This is a genomic window from Paenibacillus sp. YN15, assembly GCF_003285005.1.
In the GTDB taxonomy this organism is placed as follows: Bacteria; Bacillota; Bacilli; order Paenibacillales; family NBRC-103111; genus Paenibacillus_AR.
Genome location: NZ_QMFA01000026.1, coordinates 1 through 19,007, shown reverse-complemented (window position 1 = coordinate 19,007; position 19,007 = coordinate 1). Strand labels below are relative to the sequence as shown.

Here is a 19,007-nt window from a genome sequence, read left to right as displayed (position 1 = left end):
AAAAACGGCTTAGGGCCTGTCTTCAAACCCGCTTGAGGGCATCTTTCACCGCCTTTTCGCCCCATGCTTCGTTACTTCCGCTTGACGTACCCCCCGGTACGCCTTCACGTAAGTGCCTTGCCTGGAACGAAAATTCTGCAAAATCTGCTCCCCTCGGAGTTTGGAGACAGCCCCTAGGGCGAACAGACAGTCCGCGGTACCACCTAAATTCCACAGAACATCACTGCTCTGTGCTTTTCAAGTACGGGGCTCCGTTAAAGCCCGATACCTTTCCCTTGTGACGGAGGGAATCCGATAAGCCCTACTACAGCATGATTCAGGCCACAGCTCCAAGAGGGGGTTCCGCATCCTGTCCGTGAAGATTCGCACCAACCATCTTCTCTCTGGGACATCCAGCATGCGTACTGGTTCTTTTCATCGCTTTTGATATTCAGTTACGTGGAAGTGTAGCAAACTTCCAGCTGGCTGTCAATTGGGAAACGGCAACCGGAGTTTATTTTTTGCCGGATATTCGCGGCGCTGGTCGGGACGCCGATCATGGCCTATGTGACCCGGCGCAAGCTGGAATTTGCCTTGTATGACCTGTCCCAGGGCAGGAAAGTCATTGATGTGGCAATGGATTACGGGTTCGGCACCCACGCCGGCTTTACCAAAGCATTCAAAAAATGCTTCGGCTATCCGCCATCCCTATTCCATATGCATGTCAGCGCCCAACCGCCGGGCAAGCCGGCTATAGGGTTAATCCAATCCAACATCGGAGGAATGAAGAATATGCATGTGCAAATTGTGGAAAAGGAATCCTTTCTGGTGGTCGGCTTCGAATCCCGCCACACCATGCCGCAGGTCAAGCGGGTCAGCGACATCCCCGCTTTTTGGAACACGCTGTCCCTGGAATTTGGCCCGCTCCTGTCCCGCCTGCACCACACCTTTACCCTGTCGGAGCACTGTGAATACAGCGTTTGTTATAACGTGGATGAGAGTACAGGGGAGTTCTCCTGGTTATTGGGGGTGGGAGTGGACAACCGGGAGGACCTGGGGAAGATAGAAGCGGATATGCGCCAAAAGGAAATGCCCGGCGGACTGTATGCCGTATTCACCACGCCGAGGGTTCCCGAGCAGGAGTATCCGCAATCCATTGCCGATACCTGGCGGGAGATTCTGACAAAATGGCTGCCCGATTCCCCCTATGAATACGATGAGTCCAGGTTGGATTTTGAACGGTATGACGAGCGGGACCACGCTTGGCTGCATGAGGGCACCTGCCAAATGGAGATTGCCATACCTGTCCGCAAGCGGTCGTAACGGCAGCGGTTTGTGAAGAATCGGCCAAAGCCGGGTATAATGAAGTATTATACCGGCAAAGGATGATGGCAATGCTCTATGAGTACAGGCTGAATACGGATGCGGAAAATTTCGTCGACATTACGGCGATGGTTCGGGAGGCATTGGCCAAAAGCGGCGTGCGGGACGGCGCCTGCCTCGTCTACTGCCCCCATACCACCGCCGGAATCACCATCAATGAAAATGCCGATCCCGATGTGGTGCGGGATATGCTTCTGGGGCTGGCCAAGGCATTCCCCGACCGGCCGGAATTTCGCCATGCGGAGGGCAATTCTTCCGCACACTTGAAGGCAAGCTGCGTAGGCTCCAGCGCAACCGTCATCGCCGATGGCGGAAGGCTTCTGCTGGGCACCTGGCAGGGAATTTACTTCTGCGAATTCGACGGTCCGCGCTGCAGAAGCTTTTATGTGCAGATCACCGGGCAATAATCCGGGAAAACAGGGGAATAATAGACATAAAATGTCTATCTTCCCCTGTTTGAGTGCCGCAAACTGATTATTTATGGAAAATTACGAACAAGACAAAAAATTAACCTCTGAAATATTCGGATTTTTATTGACACTGTTCGACCCGCGTTTTACAATAATGAACGTCAAGGCAAACTAACAACAAATGTTACTTCGTATAAATCCGGGGATTGGCCCGGAAGTCTCTACAGGATCACCGTAAATGATCTGGCTACGAAGGGAAACACCACTACGGCAGCGCAAGCGGGCCGCCAGGAGCATCTTGCCTGGCCGGATTCCCATGCACCGCCGGGCGTTGTCTTTCCTGAAGAGCCGGAGTCGAGGACTCCAGGCTTTTTTTTGTTGTTGCAGCCGCGCATGAAAAAAAAGGAGGAAGCAAGCAGAATGGAACGTTTTTTCAAGCTGAAGCAAAGCGGCACCACGGTTAGAACGGAAATTATGGCCGGTTTGACCACGTTTATGACCATGGCCTACATTCTGGCGGTCAATCCGGACACCCTGCATGCCTTCGGACGGACCGGGATGGATTGGTATGCTGTGTTCCTGGCTACTGCCATCGCCGCAGGTATCTTTACCATCGCTATGGGCATCTTCGTTAATTTTCCGGTGGCGCTGGCGCCGGGCATGGGGCTGAACGCCTATTTTGCCTCGGTTGTGCTGTCCTCCGCTGCAACGGACAAGCCTTTTACCTGGCAGATGGGTCTGACCGCGGTATTTATTTCCGGCATCATCTTTATCATTCTGACCGTGACCAAGGTCCGGCAAATGCTGATTGTCGCCATTCCCGACAGTCTGAAGCACGCCATTACCGTGGGGATCGGCCTGTTCATCACCATCATCGGCCTGAAGAACAGCGGCCTGCTCACTGTTGGCGTAGAAACCCTGAACAATGTGGAAAAGGGCAAATACACCGACCTGCTTTCCTTTGAAACCATCTTCCATCTGGGCAGCCTGGAAAACCCGACTGTACAGCTGACCATCATCGGTCTGGTGCTGATCGCCGTCCTGATGGTGCTGGATGTGCCGGGAGCCATCCTGTTCGGTATTCTGGGCACAACTGTAATCGCCATGCTGATGGGCCAAGTGAACTTCGACGTGCTGACCGGCGACAAAACCCCCTGGGTTCCGGATCTGGGCCAGCTGCAGTTTATGGCCTTTGACTGGGATGGCGTTATCCATACCGGTATTATCTCCGTCATTGTTACCTTTACCTTCGTTGAATTGTTCGATACCTTCGGAACGCTGGTGGGCACCGCCAACCGCGCCGGATTCATGAAGAATCCGGAAGAAGGCAGAAAGCGCGTGGGCAAGGCCATGTTCGTGGACGCCATCGGCGTTGGCGGCGGCGCTATGCTAGGTACCTCCACCATTACCGCTTATGTGGAAAGCGCCGCGGGCGTTGCCCAAGGCGGACGCACCGGTCTGACCTCCGTAACCACCGGCGTATGCTTCCTTCTGTCCCTGTTCCTGGCTCCTGTAGTGGCCCTGATTCCGGGCTCCGCTACTGCGGCGGCTCTGATCGTCGTCGGCGTGCTGATGATGCAGTCCGTCAAGGATATCGACTTCCAGGACATGGTAGTGGCGATTCCGTCCTTCCTGACCATTACCTTCATGCCGTTTACCTATAACATTGCCAACGGGATTTCCTTCGGTATCTTCTCGTATGTGATCCTGGCCTGCGTGGCCAATATAGCCGGCAAGAAAAAATACAATATTCACTGGCTCATGTGGATTCTCGCCGTTCTGATCATACTCCGTTATGTGCTGGTCGGCAGCCAGGGCTAAGAAACGCATCTGCCGCGGCAAAGCGCCTTCCCTTCATCGGGGAGGCGCTTTTTTCCGTTTCCATTCCCCCCGTTTGGCCTTATAATGAAGGCGACGGACGATCAGAGGAAATAGGGGGAATTATATGAGGTTGTCCAAACAGCCCTGGAAAAAAGCCACGTTGACGCGGCTGATTTTTTCGCTCATTTGCATCATGCTGCCCATGTATATCCTCAGCGCCATTATGAACAATTGGAGCATCCGGACCCTCCAGTCGGAAATCTCCAAGTCCATGACCTCGCAGGTATCCCAGTATCTCGCCGATCTGGAGAAGGAGTTTCAGCGAATCCAGACCTTGCAGTACGACTGCCTGAATGACGAAAATCTGAACCGGCTGGCCGGCATCCCCGAATCCTTGGACGACATCGACAAGATGCAGAACATTCTGCGGCTGCAGCAGCGGCTCAACGCCATCAAAAACAGCAGCGCCTACATTCAAGATGTATACGCTTTCATTCCCGGTATTGACAAGAATGTGTCGGCCATTACGATAAACTCCTTCGACCGTCAGGAGTATGTGGCGTTGATGAACAGCCCGCTGTCCTTTGAATCCCGGGTAAGAGTGGTAAAAAACAAGCTGTTCCTGAGCGTGGCGTATCCGTTCAGCCTAAGCGGCAAACGGGAGCCGCTGTTTCTGATCGCCGTGGAGCTGTCCCTGGACAAGCTGGAGGACACGCTGCAGTCCATGAAAAACTCGGCAGACGAGGGCCTGATTCTGACCAGTCCCCAGTTTACCCTCAGCACCGGCGGGGATGCCGCTTTCGACTCGCAATTGGTGGAGCTTCTGGGCAAGCCGCAAGGTAAAGCCGGCGCACAAACGGTGGACATTAACCGTAATTCTTATCTGGCGGTTACTACCTCATCGGATTTTTTCGGAGCGGTGCTGAGCAAGTATGTGCCCGAGGATGCGGTGTTCCAGCCGCTGGCCCAATTCCGCAGATGGTTCTTTACCCTGGCGGGTATAGCTCTGGTGGTTATTATTGTCTATTCCCTTTATGCTTATAAATATATCCACAAGCCCCTGACCAAGCTGGCCAAGGCCTTCCGCAAAATCGAATACGGCGATTTCAGCGTCATCATCGGCCATAAGCAAAACGACGAGTTCCAGTACATTTATACCCGGTTTAACGGCATGGTGGAAAAGCTGAACTCCCTCATCGACCAGGTGTACAAGCAGCAGATTCTCACCCAGCGGGCGGAGCTGAAGCAGCTCCAGTCCCAGATTAATCCGCATTTTTTGTACAATAGCTTTTTTATGCTGAATACAATGACGCGGGTGGGGGATTATGAACAGTTGGAGCAGTTCACCAACCAATTGGGGGAATATTATCAGTTTATTACCCGCAGCAGCTCCGATGAGGTGCCCCTGGTCAAAGAAGTGGGCCATGCCAAGGTGTACACGGACATTCAGGCCATGCGCTTTTCCAACCGGATCAAGGTAAGGTTTGGGGAGTTGCCGCCGCAGACGGAGCATATTATGGTGCCACGGCTGATCCTCCAGCCCATTATCGAGAATGCCTTCGAGCACGGGCTGGAGAAGAAGCGGTCCAACGGGCTTTTGTGCGTGAGCTTCGAAAAGGACGGGGACAGGCTGCTGCTGATCGTGGAGGACAACGGGGGGCAGATGGACGACCTCCAGGCGGCGGCCTTAAACCGCGAGCTGAACAGCCATGACGGAACGGTGGAAACCACGGCGCTGCTTAATATCCATCAGCGGATTCGGATGAAATTCGGCCCCCGGAGCGGCCTGCATTTGGAGGCGGGGGAGCAGCAGGGCTTGCGGGTAATCATGACCATTTATCCAAAGGATGGGGGAAGCTAGGATGTACCGGATGCTGATCGTGGATGACGAGGCGATTATAACCGACGGTTTGTATGAGGTGTTTGAAAATTTGCAGCATCTGGAGCTGGACCTGTACAAGGCTTATTCCGGCCCGGAAGCGCTGCAGCTATGCCATCGGATGCGTCCGGATATTGTGCTGAGCGATATCCGCATGCCGGAAATGGACGGCCTGCAGCTCCTGGAGCGGATTCGCGCCATGTGGCCCAAGTGCCGGGTGATTTTTTTTGACGGGACATAACGAGTTTTCGTATATCTACACCGCCATTCAGTACGACAGTGTGGGCTACCTGCTGAAAACCGAAGGCTACGACCGGATTATTCAGGTGGTGGAGCAAACCCTGGCGGATCTGGATTCGGAGCTGAAGGCGGAGGCGCTTCTGGAGCAGGCGGAGGACCGGCTGAGCGCGGCGCAGGAGCTTCTGCAGCGGGACTATCTGCACGGAATTGTCAAAGGGCTGCACCACAGGAAGGATATCAGCCGGGAGCAATTCGCGGAGCTGGGCATTCCCCTTGATGCCGACCGCCCGGCGCTGATGATGCTGGGACGGCTGAACAGCCTCCCCGACGGGCTTTCCTATTCGGAGAAATCCCATCTCCTGTTCGGCATCCGGCTGATTGCCGAGCAATATTTATCCGCCCGGGCCAAGCTGGCCCATGTGGCGGTGGATAACACCGATCTGGTCTGGCTGATTCAGGAGCGCCGGGACAGTGGCCAGACGGCTGGGCTGGAGGAGGGCTGGGAGGCGCTTCGCGTGTTCGTGACGGGGAATGTGGAGCTGATTCAGGCGGCCTGCCGGGAATCGGTGGGGGCGCTGATCTCCTTTGCCCTGGACGACAGCCTGGTTCACCTGGATCAGGCGGGCGAGCGTTTCTCCATGCTCAATATGCTGGTCAATTACCGCATTGGCCAAGGCAGCGGCATGCTGCTCCTGGACAAGCATATCCTGGAGCGGGAGCTGCAGCGTCCGGCCCAGCATCCGCGGGAGATGAAGCATGTGCGGCTGGCGCTTCTGGACAAGCTGTCCGATGCCCTGGAGCATGGGCAGAAGGAGGAATTTGGGCGTCTGCTGGCTGAGCTGACGGACGGCCAGGCGGAAATCGACATGCAGCATATTCCCAGCCAGGAGCTGTACTTCTCCATCGCTTTAATCTGCCTGTCCTACATGAACCGCTGGAATCTGGCGGAGCGGGCGGCCGCCCATGCGGAGCTGAACCGGCTGATGAAGCCGTGCAGCCACAGCTCCTGGCCGGATGCGGTCCGGTATCTGGCCTCCGTCGGCAATATGCTGTTTGACCTCCAGGACGTGGAGCAGGAGCGCCGCGCCAAGACCATCATCAGCGCTGTCCAGCGCCATGTCCAGCAGCATCTGGATAATCCCGACGAGCTCTCCCTGGTCCGTCTGGCGGAGCTGGTTTACTTCAATCCCTCCTATCTTTCCCGTCTGTTCAAGCAGGAGACGGGGCTGAATCTGTCCGATTACATCAACTCCTCCCGCATGAACAAAGCCATGGAGCTGCTCCGCAATCCCGATGTGAAAGTTCAGGAGGTGGCCGAGCGGGTAGGGTACAATTCCGCGGCCAATTTCACCCGTTCTTTCCGCAGATATACCCAAATGACCCCCCAGGAATATCGGACTTCGTTAACAAGTCAATAGCGGAATGGAATGTCAACAGGTGATTGTTGTGGCGCCGGCCGGAGGGGACGTATGATGAAAGTGTCACCACTACACATGAATTGGGGAGGTCAATAACAAATGGCAAACAAAACGAAACCGATTGCACTTGCCGCCACGGCAGGGCTCCTGCTTCTGAGCGCCTGCGGCAAAAGCGACGGGGAAGGCAAGTCGCCTGCCGCTTCCTCCGGCGCTTCCGCAGCTCCTGCGCTGGATATCAGCAAGAAATATGAGCCGCCCGTAGAGATTAGCGCCTGGCGCTATACAGAGGCCAGCTACCAGTATGAAAACGGCGACACCATCGACAACAATATTTACACCAAAATGTACGAAGACGAGCTGGGCATCAAGCTGAAATACAAATGGACGGTTCCCGTGGAGCAATTTGACCAGAAGCTGAGCGTCTCCATTGCCTCCGGCGATACAGCCGACATTATGTGGCTGAAGAACAAGCAGCTGACGGATCTGGCGGAAAACGACATGCTTTATGATCTTACCGATTTATTCGAAAAATACGCTACCCCCATTACCAAGAGCATTCTCCAGCAGGACATGAAAAGCTTCAATACCGCCAAGATCGGCGGCAAGCTCATGGCCATTCCGCAAACGGCCTCTGCCGTAGACGGCCTGCCCATCCTGTATGTGCGCACCGACTGGCTCACCAAGCTGGGGCTGTCCGAACCCAAAACCCTGCAAGACGTATTCGCTGTTGCGGAAGCGTTTACACAGAAGGACCCGGACGGCAACGGCAAAAACGACACCTTTGGCCTGGCCTTCACCAAAACCTTCCTGACGGATTCCCACTTTGGCACCTCGGGCTTTTTCTCCGGCTATCATGCGTATCCCGGCAAGTGGGTGAAGGATGACAAGGGCAATTTGGTTTACGGAAGCACCCAGCCCCAGGTGAAGGAAGCGCTGCGCCAGCTCCAGACCATGTATAAGCAAGGTTTGCTGGATAAGGAATTCGGCATCAAGGACCGGGCCAAGGTGACAGAGTCCGTTGTCGGCGGCAAGGTGGGCATTTTCTACGGCTCCATGTCCGCACCCCTCTCTATTACCCAGAAGAATATCGACAATGATCCCAAGGCCGAGTGGAAGGCCATTCCGCTGGTTTCCATTGACAGCAAGAAGGCTGTTCCCATGGGCAAAATGCCGGTTACCATCTACTACGGCGTCAGCAAAAACAGCAAAAATCCGGAGGCCATCATCAAGATCCTCAACTCGGTTATGGCAGGTTATGATCCTGCTATTCCCGCCAGGCCCGAATTTAGCCACAGCAAGACGAATGTTCCGGTTTGGCTTTACGGGATTCTGCTTCCCCAACCGGCCAACAAGAATCTCATCGCCCACCAAAATGTGGTGAAATCCCTCAGCTCCAAGGATGCCTCCAAGCTCAGCGCGGAGGAAAAGGGCTATTATGACAAGGTGCTGGATTTCCGCCAAGGCAACAAGGCTAACTGGGGTACGGAGCGGGTATTCGGCTCGCCCAGCAGCTTTGAAGTCATTGAGCAGTACGTGAAAGAGGATAATTATTTGCTGGATGCCTTCTACAGCTCGCCGACGGCTACCATGGTGGAGAAAAGCGCCACTCTTCAGAAGATGGAGGAGGAAGTGTTCACGAAGATCCTCATGGGCGAATCCGTAGACTCCTTCGACAAGTTCGTGGATGACTGGAAGAAGCTGGGCGGCGATCAGATCACCAAGGAAATCAACGAATGGGCCGCCAAAAACAAATAAAGCTTGCCGGATGCGAATAAACGGTTGCGGAGGGGAACAGTTCCGGTTCCCCTCCGTCTCTTCACAACGGCAAATACGGATGGAGGGAGCCATATGGCAAGCAATACCCGCAAAAAAAGGCTGCAGGAACTCCCGCTGCATATTATGCTGCTGCCCGGTGTGATCCTGTCGGTGCTGTTCCACTATATCCCCATTGGCGGCATCGTGATTGCCTTCCAGAAATTCATACCGTCCAGAGGAGTCTTCCGGTCCAAATGGATTGGCCTGGACAACTTTCATTATCTTTTTAATCTGCCCAATTTCACCAGTGTCCTCTGGAATACCGTCTTTATCGCCGTGATGAAAATTATCGCAGGACTGATCGTGCCGATTATTGTGGCTTTGATGCTGAACGAGGTGATCAGCAACTCCTTTAAGCGGACGATTCAAACCATTATCTACTTTCCGTATTTCCTGTCATGGGTTATTCTCGGGGGTATCCTGATTGATATATTGTCGCCTACCAGCGGTATCGTCAACCAGGCCTTGGGGTTCTTCGGCATTGAGCCGATCTTCTTTCTCGGCAATGAAAACTGGTTTCCCTTCACGCTGGTCCTCTCCAACACCTGGAAGGAATTCGGCTACAGCACCATTGTGTATCTGGCGGCGCTTACGGCTATCGACCTCCACCTGTATGAAGCGGCCATTGTGGATGGGGCCAACCGCTGGAAGCAGACCCTGCATGTCACCCTTCCCGGCATTATGCCGATTGTGACCTTGATGGCCGTGCTAAGTCTGGGGAATGTTCTGAACGCCGGCTTTGACCAGGTGTTCAACCTCTACAGCCCCATGGTATACAGCACAGGGGATATTCTGGATACCATGGTATACCGGATCGGCCTGATCGACGCCCAGTACGGGGTAGCCACGGCAGTAGGCCTGTTCAAATCGGTGATTGCCCTTGGGCTGATTACCTTATCCAATTTCCTGGCGGGCAAATATGCCGGCTACCGGATCTTTTAGGAGGGGGGGAGAAACGTGCACAAGCTGACGGCTGGCAGAAGGGTTTTTCTTGTATTCAACTGTGTGGCATTGGCCGTTATGGCCATCGCGTGCATCCTGCCGCTTATTAACGTGCTGGCGGTTTCCATGAGCGCGAGCAGCTCCGCCGCCGCAGGAGAGGTGAAATTGTGGCCGGTGAACTTCACCATGGCCTCCTACAAGCACGCTCTGGGCAAGGCTGAGTTTATGACTGCCGCTTTTGTATCGGTGCAGCGGGTGGCCTTGGGTTATGTCATCAGCATTGTCGTAACGGTGCTGACGGCATTTCCGCTGGCCAAGGAAAAGCGGGCTTTTGGCTCGCGGACGGTGTACGCGTGGTTCTTCATTGTTACGATGATGTTCCACGGGGGGCTGATTCCCTCCTACATGACCATCAAGGCGCTGGGAATGCTGGATACCATGTGGGCCTTGGTGCTGCCTGGGGCGCTTTCGGTCTTTAATGTGATCCTCCTGATGAACTTCTTCCGGAATTTGCCCAAGGAAATCGAGGAGGCCGCTTATATCGACGGAGCGGGACACTGGAGGGTGCTGTGGAATATTTATTGCCCCTTGTCCAAACCGGCCATCGCCACCATTACCCTGTTTATGATCGTGGGCCACTGGAACTCCTGGTTTGACGGCCTGATTTATATGAACTCGCCGGCCAATTATCCGCTGCAAAGCTATCTGCAAACCATTGTCATCGGCAATGACCCCAGCATGATCCCTACCAATGAGCTGCTGGATATTTCCAAAATCTCCGACCGCACCTTTAAGGCCGCCCAGGTGTTCCTGGCCGCCTTCCCGGTTCTGGTGCTGTATCCCTTCCTGCAAAAGTATTTCATGAAGGGTTTGGTCATGGGCAGCGTCAAGGGATGAAGCAGATGGGAGGATTTGCAGCATGAATGAGAGTATATTGAAGCGGCTGCGGGAGCTGTCCGTGGAAGAGCGGTTGGGCAGCCTGCCGAAGGCTTCGGACAGGCAGGTGCTGGAGGAGTGGCTGCTGTCCGGAGTCGGATTCGCCGCTGCGGGCGGCCCTCTGGAGGATGCCTATTACCGGGCGCTCCGCAAGCTTTTCGATTGCATTGCGCCGATGGTGGATGAATCGCCGGTGCTGTTTGAGGGGGGCGGCTATTCCGGCTGCTGGATGGAGAGCACGGGGACCATCAACAGCGAGCTGCTGTCCCGGTTTGTGCCGTCTGTGGCCCGGGAAAGCTTCCTGCTGTTCGCCCGCTACCAGAAGGAGGACGGCCAGCTGCCGTATAAGGTGACGGCGGCAGGTCCGGCTTACCGGCAAATTCAGATGGTGACGCCGCTTGCCCGGTCCGTGTGGAACCACCATGAGCTGAACGGGCGGGATGACGGATTTCTGCGGACCATGTACGAGGCCATGGCGCGGTATGATGAGTGGCTTGCCGCATACCGGAATACCCGGGGCAGCGGCTGTGTGGAGGCCTTCTGCACCTTTGACACGGGACATGATCTGTCCCCGCGCTTCTGGCATGTGCCCGACACCTGCCATCAGGATGACGCCCGGCAGGTTAACCCCGACTCGCCGCTGGCGCCATACCTGGCGCCGGATTTGACGGCCAACGTATATTGCCAGCGCCTGTATCTGGCGCGGATGGCCCGTTGGCTGGGAGAGGCAGGGGCAGATGGCGGCGGGGAGGAGAAGGCAGAGGAGTGGAAAGGGAAGGCGGAGGAGTGGGAAGGGAAGGCAGCGGAATGGGAGAGTAAGGCGAGGGAATGGGAGAGCAAGGCCGGGGAGACGCTAGAGAGTCTCTACCGCTGGTGCTTTGATGAGACGGACTGGTTCTTCTATGACCGGGACCGCCAGAACCGCTTCGTCCGGATTCAGTCGGATGTATTGCTGCGAGTGCTTGCCTGCGAGGTGGGGGACCGGGAATTTTTCGACGGGATGCTGGAGCGTTATCTGCTTAACACCCGCAAGTTTTTTGCCAAATACCCCTTTACCTCCATTGCCATGGATGATCCCCGCTTTGATCCTTTTTCCGGCTACAACAGCTGGGGAGGCACCTCCAATTTCCTGAGCCTGATCCGCGCTCCCCATGCCTTCGAGCATCATGGGCGGTTTGTGGAGCTGACCTGGGTGCTGAATCCCATTGTGTCCGCTCTGACGCGGATGGACCGTTTTCCCCAAACCTTGAGCCCGTGGACCGGGGAGGCGGGTTTTACCGAGACCTATTCCCCGTCCATCCTTTGCCTGCTGGATTATGTGGAGCGGCTGTGCGGGATTATGCCCCGGCCGGATGGTGAGTTATGGTTTACCGCTTGTCTGCCCTATCCCCAGGATCACGGCGGGACGGTTGCGGCGGAAACGGCTTACCGCCGGAGAGTGGATGGGGTCTTGTACGAATGGACGGTGACCGTGGAAGGCGGGACGGCTTACCGGAATGGTGAACCGCTGCTGAGTATTCCTGCCGGAACAAGAGCGGTAACCGACCGGCAGGGCAAATTGAAGCGTGTGGTCGGCATGAGTGTGCGGCCTGTGGAGGGGCATGTGCGCTGCCAAGGGATGGAGCTGCCGCTTGCTATTGAAGGCAATGAGCAGTTGGAGCTTTCGGAGGAAGGACTTGTGCGTGTGTTGAAGCCGGGCATTGTATTTCCGGCGTATGGATAATTCCGGGAGGTGGATGTGGAGTTGACGATGCGGACGGAAGAAATTCAAATCCGGGACCCGTTTGTGGTGACTGTCCCGGAGGAAGGACGTTATTATTTGTTCGGCAGCACAGATTCCAATATATGGGGAAAAGGCACAGGCTTCGACATGTACACGGGCCGGGATTTGCAGACCTGGGAGGGTCCGGTTCCCGTGTTCCGGCCTGAGCCGGGATTTTTTGCCGAGCGGAATTTTTGGGCGCCGGAGGTGCATCTATACCGCGGGAGGTATTATATTCTGGCGACCTTCCGCAGGGAAGATAATAATCTGCTGGGAACGGCGGTGCTGGCCGGAGACAGTTTGGCGGGCCCTTACCGCCTGCACAGCAGCGGTCCGGTTACGCCGGAGGGCTGGTGCTGCCTGGATGGCACCCTGTTTATAGATGAAGAAGGTTTACCCTGGATGGTATTCTGCCATGAATGGCAGCAGGTGACCGATGGGGAAATCTGCGCCGTCCGGCTGACGGAGGACCTGCGGGCTGCCACAGGGGAGCCGGCGCTGCTGTTCCGGGCGTCAGAGGCGGGGTGGCCCACTCCTTACCGCTCGGAGCGGTTTCCCGGCAAGGACAACTATGTAACCGACGGTCCCTTCCTGTACCGGGCCGCAAGCGGGGCGCTCCTGATGCTGTGGGCCAGCTTTATCGGCAACACCTATGCCCTGGGCGTGTCCCGCTCTGCGTCCGGGAGTGTGCTGGGGCCCTGGGAGCATGAGGAGGAAGCCCTGTTCAAAAGCGACGGCGGACACGGCATGCTGTTCCGCACCCTGGACGGCCGTCTGATGCTGACGGTTCATTCACCCAACAAGACTCCCCATGAGCGCCCCTATTTTCTGGAGGTGGAGGAGCGGGACGGTTATGTGCGCCTGCTTGGGGAGAAAGGAGTGTAGAGATGCCTGCGAATATGTTCTTTAATGCCCACCATTCGCCGGTTGGCGCCTTCGCCAGCTTCACCCTGGGATTTCCCGGAAGTGGGGGAGGCCTGGAAATGGAGCTGGGACGCTCTCCCCGGCAGAATGTGTTTATCGGGGTGGAATCGGCGGAGAAGCAGGGTATCTATGATGTGCTGCCCTTCTTCAAGCCGCGGGAGGATGACAGCAAACGCTACGATGTGGAGAATGCCCAGAAGAAGCCGCAAAAGCCCCAGCTGCTGTTTTCTTTCCCCAAGGAGGCGGTGAAGCGTGACTTCCGCCTGTCCACGGACACGTGGCGGGCAGGGGATTTGACGTTTACGGTCTACACGCAGACGGAACCGGTTCCCGAGCCTGAGGTGTGCGCTGCCGAGGAGCTGAAGCGGGTGATTATGCCCGCGGTGCTGGCGGAGCTGACGGTGGACAATACCCGGGGGAGCTATGCGCGCCGCGCCTTTTTCGGCTATCAGGGCAGCGATCCCTATACCTCCATGCGGCGGCTGGACGATACCTGTACGGAGCTTGCCGGGGTGGGGCAGGGACGGATGACCGCCATCGTGTCGGATGACCCGGAGGTGCAGTCGGCCCTTCACTTCAGCATGGAAAGCATCCTGTCCGCGCCGCATCGGGAAAACTGGGGCTTCGGCCTTGGCCCGGTGGGGGCGCTGGTGGCGGAGGTGCCTGCGGGGGAATGCCGCACCTACCGGTTTGCGGTGTGCTTTTATCACGGGGGCACGGTTACGGCGGGATTGGACGCCTCCTATTATTACACTGGCTTTTTCCGCAATATTGAGGAAGTGGGCATGTATGCGCTGAAGCAGTTTGACCGGGTGGCCCGTCTGGCGGAGCGGTCCAACGGTATGCTGGAGGAAGCGTCCTTGTCGGAGGACCAGCGGTTTATGATGGCCCACAGCATCCGCAGCTACTACGGCAATACCCAGCTGCTCCGGACTGCGGACGGCCCCTTCTGGGTGGTGAACGAAGGCGAATACCGGATGATGAACACCTTCGATCTGACGGTGGACCAGCTGTATTATGAGCTGCGGATGAACCCCTGGACGGTCCGCAATGAGCTGGACATGTTCGTCAGCCGGTACAGCTACCGGGATACGGTCCGTTTTCCCGGGGATGATGCGGAATATCCGGGGGGCTTGAGCTTCACCCATGACATGGGAGTGGCCAATACCCTGTCGCGGCCCGGCTTTTCTGCTTATGAGCTGTTCGGCCACAGCGGCTGCTTCTCCCACATGACCCATGAGCAGTTGGTCAACTGGATTCTCTGCGCCTCTGTGTATGTGGTCCACACCGGGGACCGGGAATGGTTCGGGAGGCATGTGCAGATATTCCGGGATTGCCTGGAGAGTATGCTGAACCGGGACCACCCGGACCCGGCCCGGCGCAACGGCCTGATGGGGCTGGACAGCAGCCGGGTGATGGGCAAGGCGGAGATTACCACCTACGACTCTCTGGATGTTTCTCTGGGGCAGGCGCGGAACAATCTGTATCTGGCCGGCAAATGCTGGGCCGCCTATCTGGCGCTGGAGCAGCTGCTGGGTGATGCCGGCTGCGGGGAGCTGGCCGCTCTCGCGGGGGAGCAGGCGGAGCGCTGCGCCCGGACCCTGGCCGGGCATCTGCGGGAGGACGGCTTTATTCCGGCGGTGCTGGAGGAGGGCAATGAATCGCGGATTATCCCCGCTATTGAAGGGCTGGTCTTCCCCTATTACATGGGGCTGACGGAGGCTCTGGACCCGCAGGGCCGCTTCGGCGGCTACATCCGGGCGCTGGATACCCATCTGGCCACGGTCCTGACGGAGGGGGTATGCCTGTTTGCCGACGGCGGCTGGAAGCTCTCCTCCACCAGCAACAACTCGTGGCTCAGCAAGGTGTATCTGTGCCAGTTTATCGCCCGCCGGATTCTCGGCAGGGAGTGGGGGGAGCAGGGGGCAAGGGCGGACGCCGCCCACGCCGCGTGGCTCACCCACCCGGAGCTGTCCGTCTGGAGCTGGAGCGACCAGATCATCTCCGGCGAAATCGCGGGCAGCAAGTATTACCCGCGGGGCGTCACCAGCATCCTGTGGCTGGAAGAATAAAGTGAAGCAGGGGCGGAGCAGCCGAGGCGGAACAAGCGGAGGCTGCTCCGCCCCTTGCCGTCTGCGGAGCGGCTGCAAGTTGAGGAGCTGCGGGCAGGGCGAGGGTTAGTGCAGAAGCTGGCGGGTAGGACCAGCGTGCTGGAGGAGGAACAGGATTTGGCGGCAAGAGCCACTGTGCCGGGGGAGGGTATAGAGTAGAGTTGGCGGTAAGAGCTAGTATTTTGGGAAAATAGGGTTTGATGCGGGACCGGTGTGCTGTGAGGAGAGGAGGGGGAGTGGCAGGAGCTGTTGGCTGAGGAAGAGTTGGCTTGTGGGCAGCAGGGAGTCGGCGGGAGATAGCATGGTTGATCGGAACGGGGCACTCGACTCTCTGGAGAGGCTGAGCGGACAGACGATCCGTTATTTTTGAAAAATTGCCTCTTTTTGGAATTCCGCGGACACAGGATGCGCTATTTCACCAATTGGGTGCCTGCGCCGCTGGTTTTTATTTTCATAACGGATTTTCTGTCCGCCCAGCTGGAAAAATGCCGTTTTTTCACTAAATAACGGAACCAGAGTCCGCGTAGCTTGCCTTCCTGGCCCATACAAATCAAACGGTGCCCGCCTAGCCCGGGGCGCACATCCGCACAGGCTCAAGCCATGGCCGGCTTCGCTCAGCTCGCTTACCGCGCCAGCCCCTATGCCAACAAGCGCCTCCCGGATGGGGAGGCGCTTGTTGGCATAGGCTATTGGCGGCCTCTGCTTCATGCCCTTCAGCCGCCATCCCGGGCTGCCGCTTGCGCGGCGCTGCCCCCGCCTGCACTGAACCATTCCGCCATAAATTGGCGGATGGAGGCCTGCCGTCCGCTGCGCTCCGGGCAGACCGCCCTTGCCGCAACCTCATACAAATCCCCGTTCAGCGGCCAGCCCTCCCGCGTCCGGTCATTCCCGGCAAACAGCACGAAGGCGGTTGCCCCCATCAGGTAGACGTTGGTCACCTCGTCGATGGCTGCCCCCAACTGGAACTCCTCCGGCGCCATAAACCGGGACGACCCCCACATCCGGCCCATCCGGTTGGTATACGGCCTCTTGGCGTACACGTCAATATCGCAGATGACGGTTTTCCCCAGGGAAAAATCATACATGATGCTGCCGTCATAAAAATCGATGGCAACATACCCTTTTTCCGCCACATGGGCATGGAAGTCCAGAATATCGGCAAATACGGACAGCCGGGCTTCCGGGGTCATCTGCTGGAACCTTTTCCTGGACCGGGGGTATTGCCTGCTCATACATTCCGCGCCGCTCCATTCAAAGACCGCCGCATACCCCCCGCCGATTTCCTCCGCCCCCAGCAAACGCACCAGATGAGGGTGGGCCAGGTCCTGATATACCGGCACAGTGGCCTTCAGCCTGCCGATGGCGTCCTCCGGCTCTCCGTCATACCGTTGCGTCGGCGCCCCGGCATATTTTATGAACAGCCGCTTTCCGTCCGTTTCCACGCCAAAGCAGATATTCCCGGAATCCTGATCATCGAAAATCTTGAACACCCGCCCGTATCCGCTGACAAAAGACAGGTCAAAAGGAGTCTTCAGCCGGTAAGGCAAGCCGTCCAGATACTGGATGCAGGGCTCCCCCAAATACCATGCGGGCACAGGGTTGCCCATTCCATCAAACCAGGCCAGCACCTGCCCGGCCTGCTTGAGCATAACGGCTACCTCCTCTTCGCCGAAGGGCATGGCCCAAGGGACGGAGGAAAGGGTGTTGACGGCAATATAAAGCGCCAGCAGGCGGAAAAACTCCTCCGGCGGCCTGCCGCCGAAATAACCGTTCAGCTGCCCTGTGGCAAAATGCGGGCTGATATGCGCACTCCATACAATCCGGTTGAACTCCTCCCACGGATCGCCGAAATCGCTCCGGTCGAAGTCGATGACCGACAGGCCCAGCTCCGGGGAGATCACCATATTGCCCACATGATAATCCCCGTGCTGGTAGCATTGGGGGCGGTTGGCCAGAAGGCGGAGGTTTTGCTCAATGTAAGCCATGACCTCCCCGTCTCCGTCGAACCGGATGCCGCAGGCCTGGTACTTTTCCACTTTGCTTCTGATTTTACGGCCAAAACGGTGCTCCCACTCCTCCAGCTCCGCCGGGGCGGGGATGGAATGGAGGCGCTTCAGCATTTCCCCGGATTGCCAGCCCAGCACATACTGCTCCGTATCCGTCAGCTCCGGCAAAACCGCCTCCGCATCCTCCCCCTCGCACCAGGAGAACAGGGTGTAGACACTTTGTCCGCCATTGCAGGTTCCGAACTCCAGCGGCTGCGGCATAGGCACTCCCAATGCGGCGGCCTTCCGCATCATGTCGTATTCCGCTTTTCTGCGGGGGCCGGCAGACTGATCGGCAATGCGCAGCAGAAGCACTTTGCCGTCCGCATCCTCGGCTACATATTTTTTATCGCTGGACCAGCCCTTTTGAAGCGGCTCCATTTTGACAAACCTGCCTTCAAAGCCTGTGCATTCCTCCATCCAATCCGCCTCCTTAAATTGCTTCCCATGTCTATGGTCAACGCTCCGGACAGTCAGTTTGCTGATTATACCATATTGCGCAACCGGGAGAGGATAGTATACTTTTTGTATAGCGAAATAATAGGGGATGGACGCAACAAGGAGGCCGGCAAAAAGAATGAGCAACTGGCATCGGGTAATTTGGATCGACGGAAGACTGCGGGCGGAGGCTTATCCCAACTGTCAGGCGATTGCCGAGGCGTTTAATATTTCCCTCCGGCAGGCGGCCCGGGATGTGGAATATCTGCGGGATTCCCTGGGAGCGCCGGTGGAATACTGCCGCAAAAACAAGGGCTACCATTATACGGAGGCTACCTTTGCCCTGCCTGCTATGCTGCTGACGGCTTCCCAGGCGCGGAATCTTTCGTACTTATCGTACCGTTACGAAAAAACCGGGGACCCCGAGGCGCTGGGGTTGGCGGAATTGTTCCAGAAGCTGGCGGCCGGGGAGCTGCGCAAGAGTGAGGGCGCGGAGGAGACCTGCGGACTGCTGGACAAGCCGATCCCCGTGCATACGGTTCAGGCGATTGAAACGGAGAAATTCCAACTGCTGGCCCGGGCCATCCGCCTGCAGATCAAGGTCCGGCTGGATGTGATGGAGGAGGGGGAGATCAGGAGGCTGGAGCATTTTGCGCCGATGCAGCTGTTTCCGTACGATTCCGAAAACTGCCTGCTGGGCTTCGACGAAGCCGCCGGCATGATCCGGCTGATGTTTCTCCGAACGGTCGCCAATGTGTCCCTGCGCGGAGAGCGGTATGCCATCTCGCCGTTGATGGGGGCCGGGGAAGTGGTGCCCGTGGCGGAGGAGGAGCCTTATTGTATACGAAAACCCCCAGTTCGACTGGGGGTTCTAAAAAGCTTAAAGCTATGAGTAGTCCATCTT

General features: G+C 57.0%; 16 protein-coding genes, 1 riboswitch and 1 other annotated feature. Of the genes, 14 read left to right on the top strand and 2 right to left on the bottom strand.

Annotated features, from left to right (window positions below):
* Window positions 1-171 precede the first annotated feature (171 nt).
* Window positions 172-427, bottom strand: a binding site (T-box leader).
* Between the two features lie 38 nt (window positions 428-465).
* The 13 genes from DQG13_RS19265 (at window position 466) to DQG13_RS30860 (ending at window position 15,779) form a co-directional block, all read left to right on the top strand.
* The gene (locus DQG13_RS19265) at window positions 466-1,302 is read left to right on the top strand and encodes an AraC family transcriptional regulator (RefSeq protein ID WP_309472248.1); all 837 of its coding nucleotides are present in this window, start codon (window positions 466-468) and stop codon (window positions 1,300-1,302) included.
* A 71-nt stretch (window positions 1,303-1,373) separates the two neighbouring features.
* Window positions 1,374-1,769 carry a secondary thiamine-phosphate synthase enzyme YjbQ gene (locus DQG13_RS19260; protein ID WP_113021420.1) on the top strand — a complete coding sequence of 132 codons (396 nt, stop codon included), beginning with the start codon at window positions 1,374-1,376 and terminating at the stop codon, window positions 1,767-1,769.
* 172 nt (window positions 1,770-1,941) lie between these two features.
* Window positions 1,942-2,042: riboswitch (purine riboswitch) on the top strand.
* A gap of 150 nt (window positions 2,043-2,192) precedes the next feature.
* A complete protein-coding gene (locus DQG13_RS19255; protein WP_113021482.1) occupies window positions 2,193-3,593 on the top strand; it encodes an NCS2 family permease in 1,401 nt (466 codons plus the stop codon).
* Between the two features lie 124 nt (window positions 3,594-3,717).
* Window positions 3,718-5,454 carry a sensor histidine kinase gene (locus tag DQG13_RS19250; protein WP_113021419.1) on the top strand — a complete coding sequence of 579 codons (1,737 nt, stop codon included), beginning with the start codon at window positions 3,718-3,720 and terminating at the stop codon, window positions 5,452-5,454.
* A gap of 1 nt (window position 5,455) precedes the next feature.
* A complete protein-coding gene (locus tag DQG13_RS19245; protein WP_181592847.1) occupies window positions 5,456-5,713 on the top strand; it encodes a response regulator in 258 nt (85 codons plus the stop codon).
* Window positions 5,700-7,130 (top strand): response regulator transcription factor, encoded by a 1,431-nt coding sequence (locus DQG13_RS19240; RefSeq protein ID WP_113021417.1) that lies wholly within the window; start codon window positions 5,700-5,702, stop codon window positions 7,128-7,130. Before DQG13_RS19245 ends, DQG13_RS19240 begins: the two co-directional genes overlap by 14 nt.
* A gap of 99 nt (window positions 7,131-7,229) precedes the next feature.
* Window positions 7,230-8,885 carry an extracellular solute-binding protein gene (locus DQG13_RS19235; RefSeq protein WP_113021416.1) on the top strand — a complete coding sequence of 552 codons (1,656 nt, stop codon included), beginning with the start codon at window positions 7,230-7,232 and terminating at the stop codon, window positions 8,883-8,885.
* Between the two features lie 93 nt (window positions 8,886-8,978).
* Entirely contained in the window at window positions 8,979-9,887 is a 909-nt protein-coding gene (locus DQG13_RS19230) for an ABC transporter permease (protein ID WP_113021415.1), read from the top strand.
* A gap of 15 nt (window positions 9,888-9,902) precedes the next feature.
* The gene (locus tag DQG13_RS19225) at window positions 9,903-10,784 is read left to right on the top strand and encodes a carbohydrate ABC transporter permease (RefSeq protein WP_113021414.1); all 882 of its coding nucleotides are present in this window, start codon (window positions 9,903-9,905) and stop codon (window positions 10,782-10,784) included.
* A gap of 22 nt (window positions 10,785-10,806) precedes the next feature.
* Window positions 10,807-12,546 carry an MGH1-like glycoside hydrolase domain-containing protein gene (locus DQG13_RS19220; protein ID WP_113021413.1) on the top strand — a complete coding sequence of 580 codons (1,740 nt, stop codon included), beginning with the start codon at window positions 10,807-10,809 and terminating at the stop codon, window positions 12,544-12,546.
* A 27-nt stretch (window positions 12,547-12,573) separates the two neighbouring features.
* Window positions 12,574-13,470: a glycoside hydrolase family 43 protein gene (locus tag DQG13_RS19215; RefSeq protein WP_113021412.1), complete on the top strand. Its 897-nt coding sequence runs from the start codon at window positions 12,574-12,576 to the stop codon at window positions 13,468-13,470.
* Window positions 13,471-13,472: 2 nt separating this feature from the next.
* Window positions 13,473-15,581: a glycoside hydrolase family 52 protein gene (locus tag DQG13_RS19210; RefSeq protein ID WP_113021411.1), complete on the top strand. Its 2,109-nt coding sequence runs from the start codon at window positions 13,473-13,475 to the stop codon at window positions 15,579-15,581.
* Between the two features lie 54 nt (window positions 15,582-15,635).
* Window positions 15,636-15,779, top strand: coding sequence for a hypothetical protein (locus DQG13_RS30860; protein ID WP_181592846.1), 144 nt, complete (start codon window positions 15,636-15,638; stop codon window positions 15,777-15,779).
* A 201-nt stretch (window positions 15,780-15,980) separates the two neighbouring features.
* Here the strand turns inward: DQG13_RS30860 and DQG13_RS19205 are convergent, their stop codons facing one another.
* Together DQG13_RS19205 and DQG13_RS31540 are read right to left on the bottom strand one after the other, a co-directional pair.
* The gene (locus DQG13_RS19205) at window positions 15,981-16,328 is read right to left on the bottom strand and encodes a hypothetical protein (RefSeq protein ID WP_113021410.1); all 348 of its coding nucleotides are present in this window, start codon (window positions 16,326-16,328) and stop codon (window positions 15,981-15,983) included.
* A 5-nt stretch (window positions 16,329-16,333) separates the two neighbouring features.
* Entirely contained in the window at window positions 16,334-18,085 is a 1,752-nt protein-coding gene (locus DQG13_RS31540; protein WP_258525764.1) for a phosphotransferase, read from the bottom strand.
* A gap of 157 nt (window positions 18,086-18,242) precedes the next feature.
* On the opposite strand from DQG13_RS31540, the gene DQG13_RS19190 reads away from it, so the two are divergent.
* Entirely contained in the window at window positions 18,243-18,995 is a 753-nt protein-coding gene (locus DQG13_RS19190; RefSeq protein ID WP_113021409.1) for a helix-turn-helix transcriptional regulator, read from the top strand.
* The last annotated feature ends 12 nt before the right edge of the window (window positions 18,996-19,007 follow it).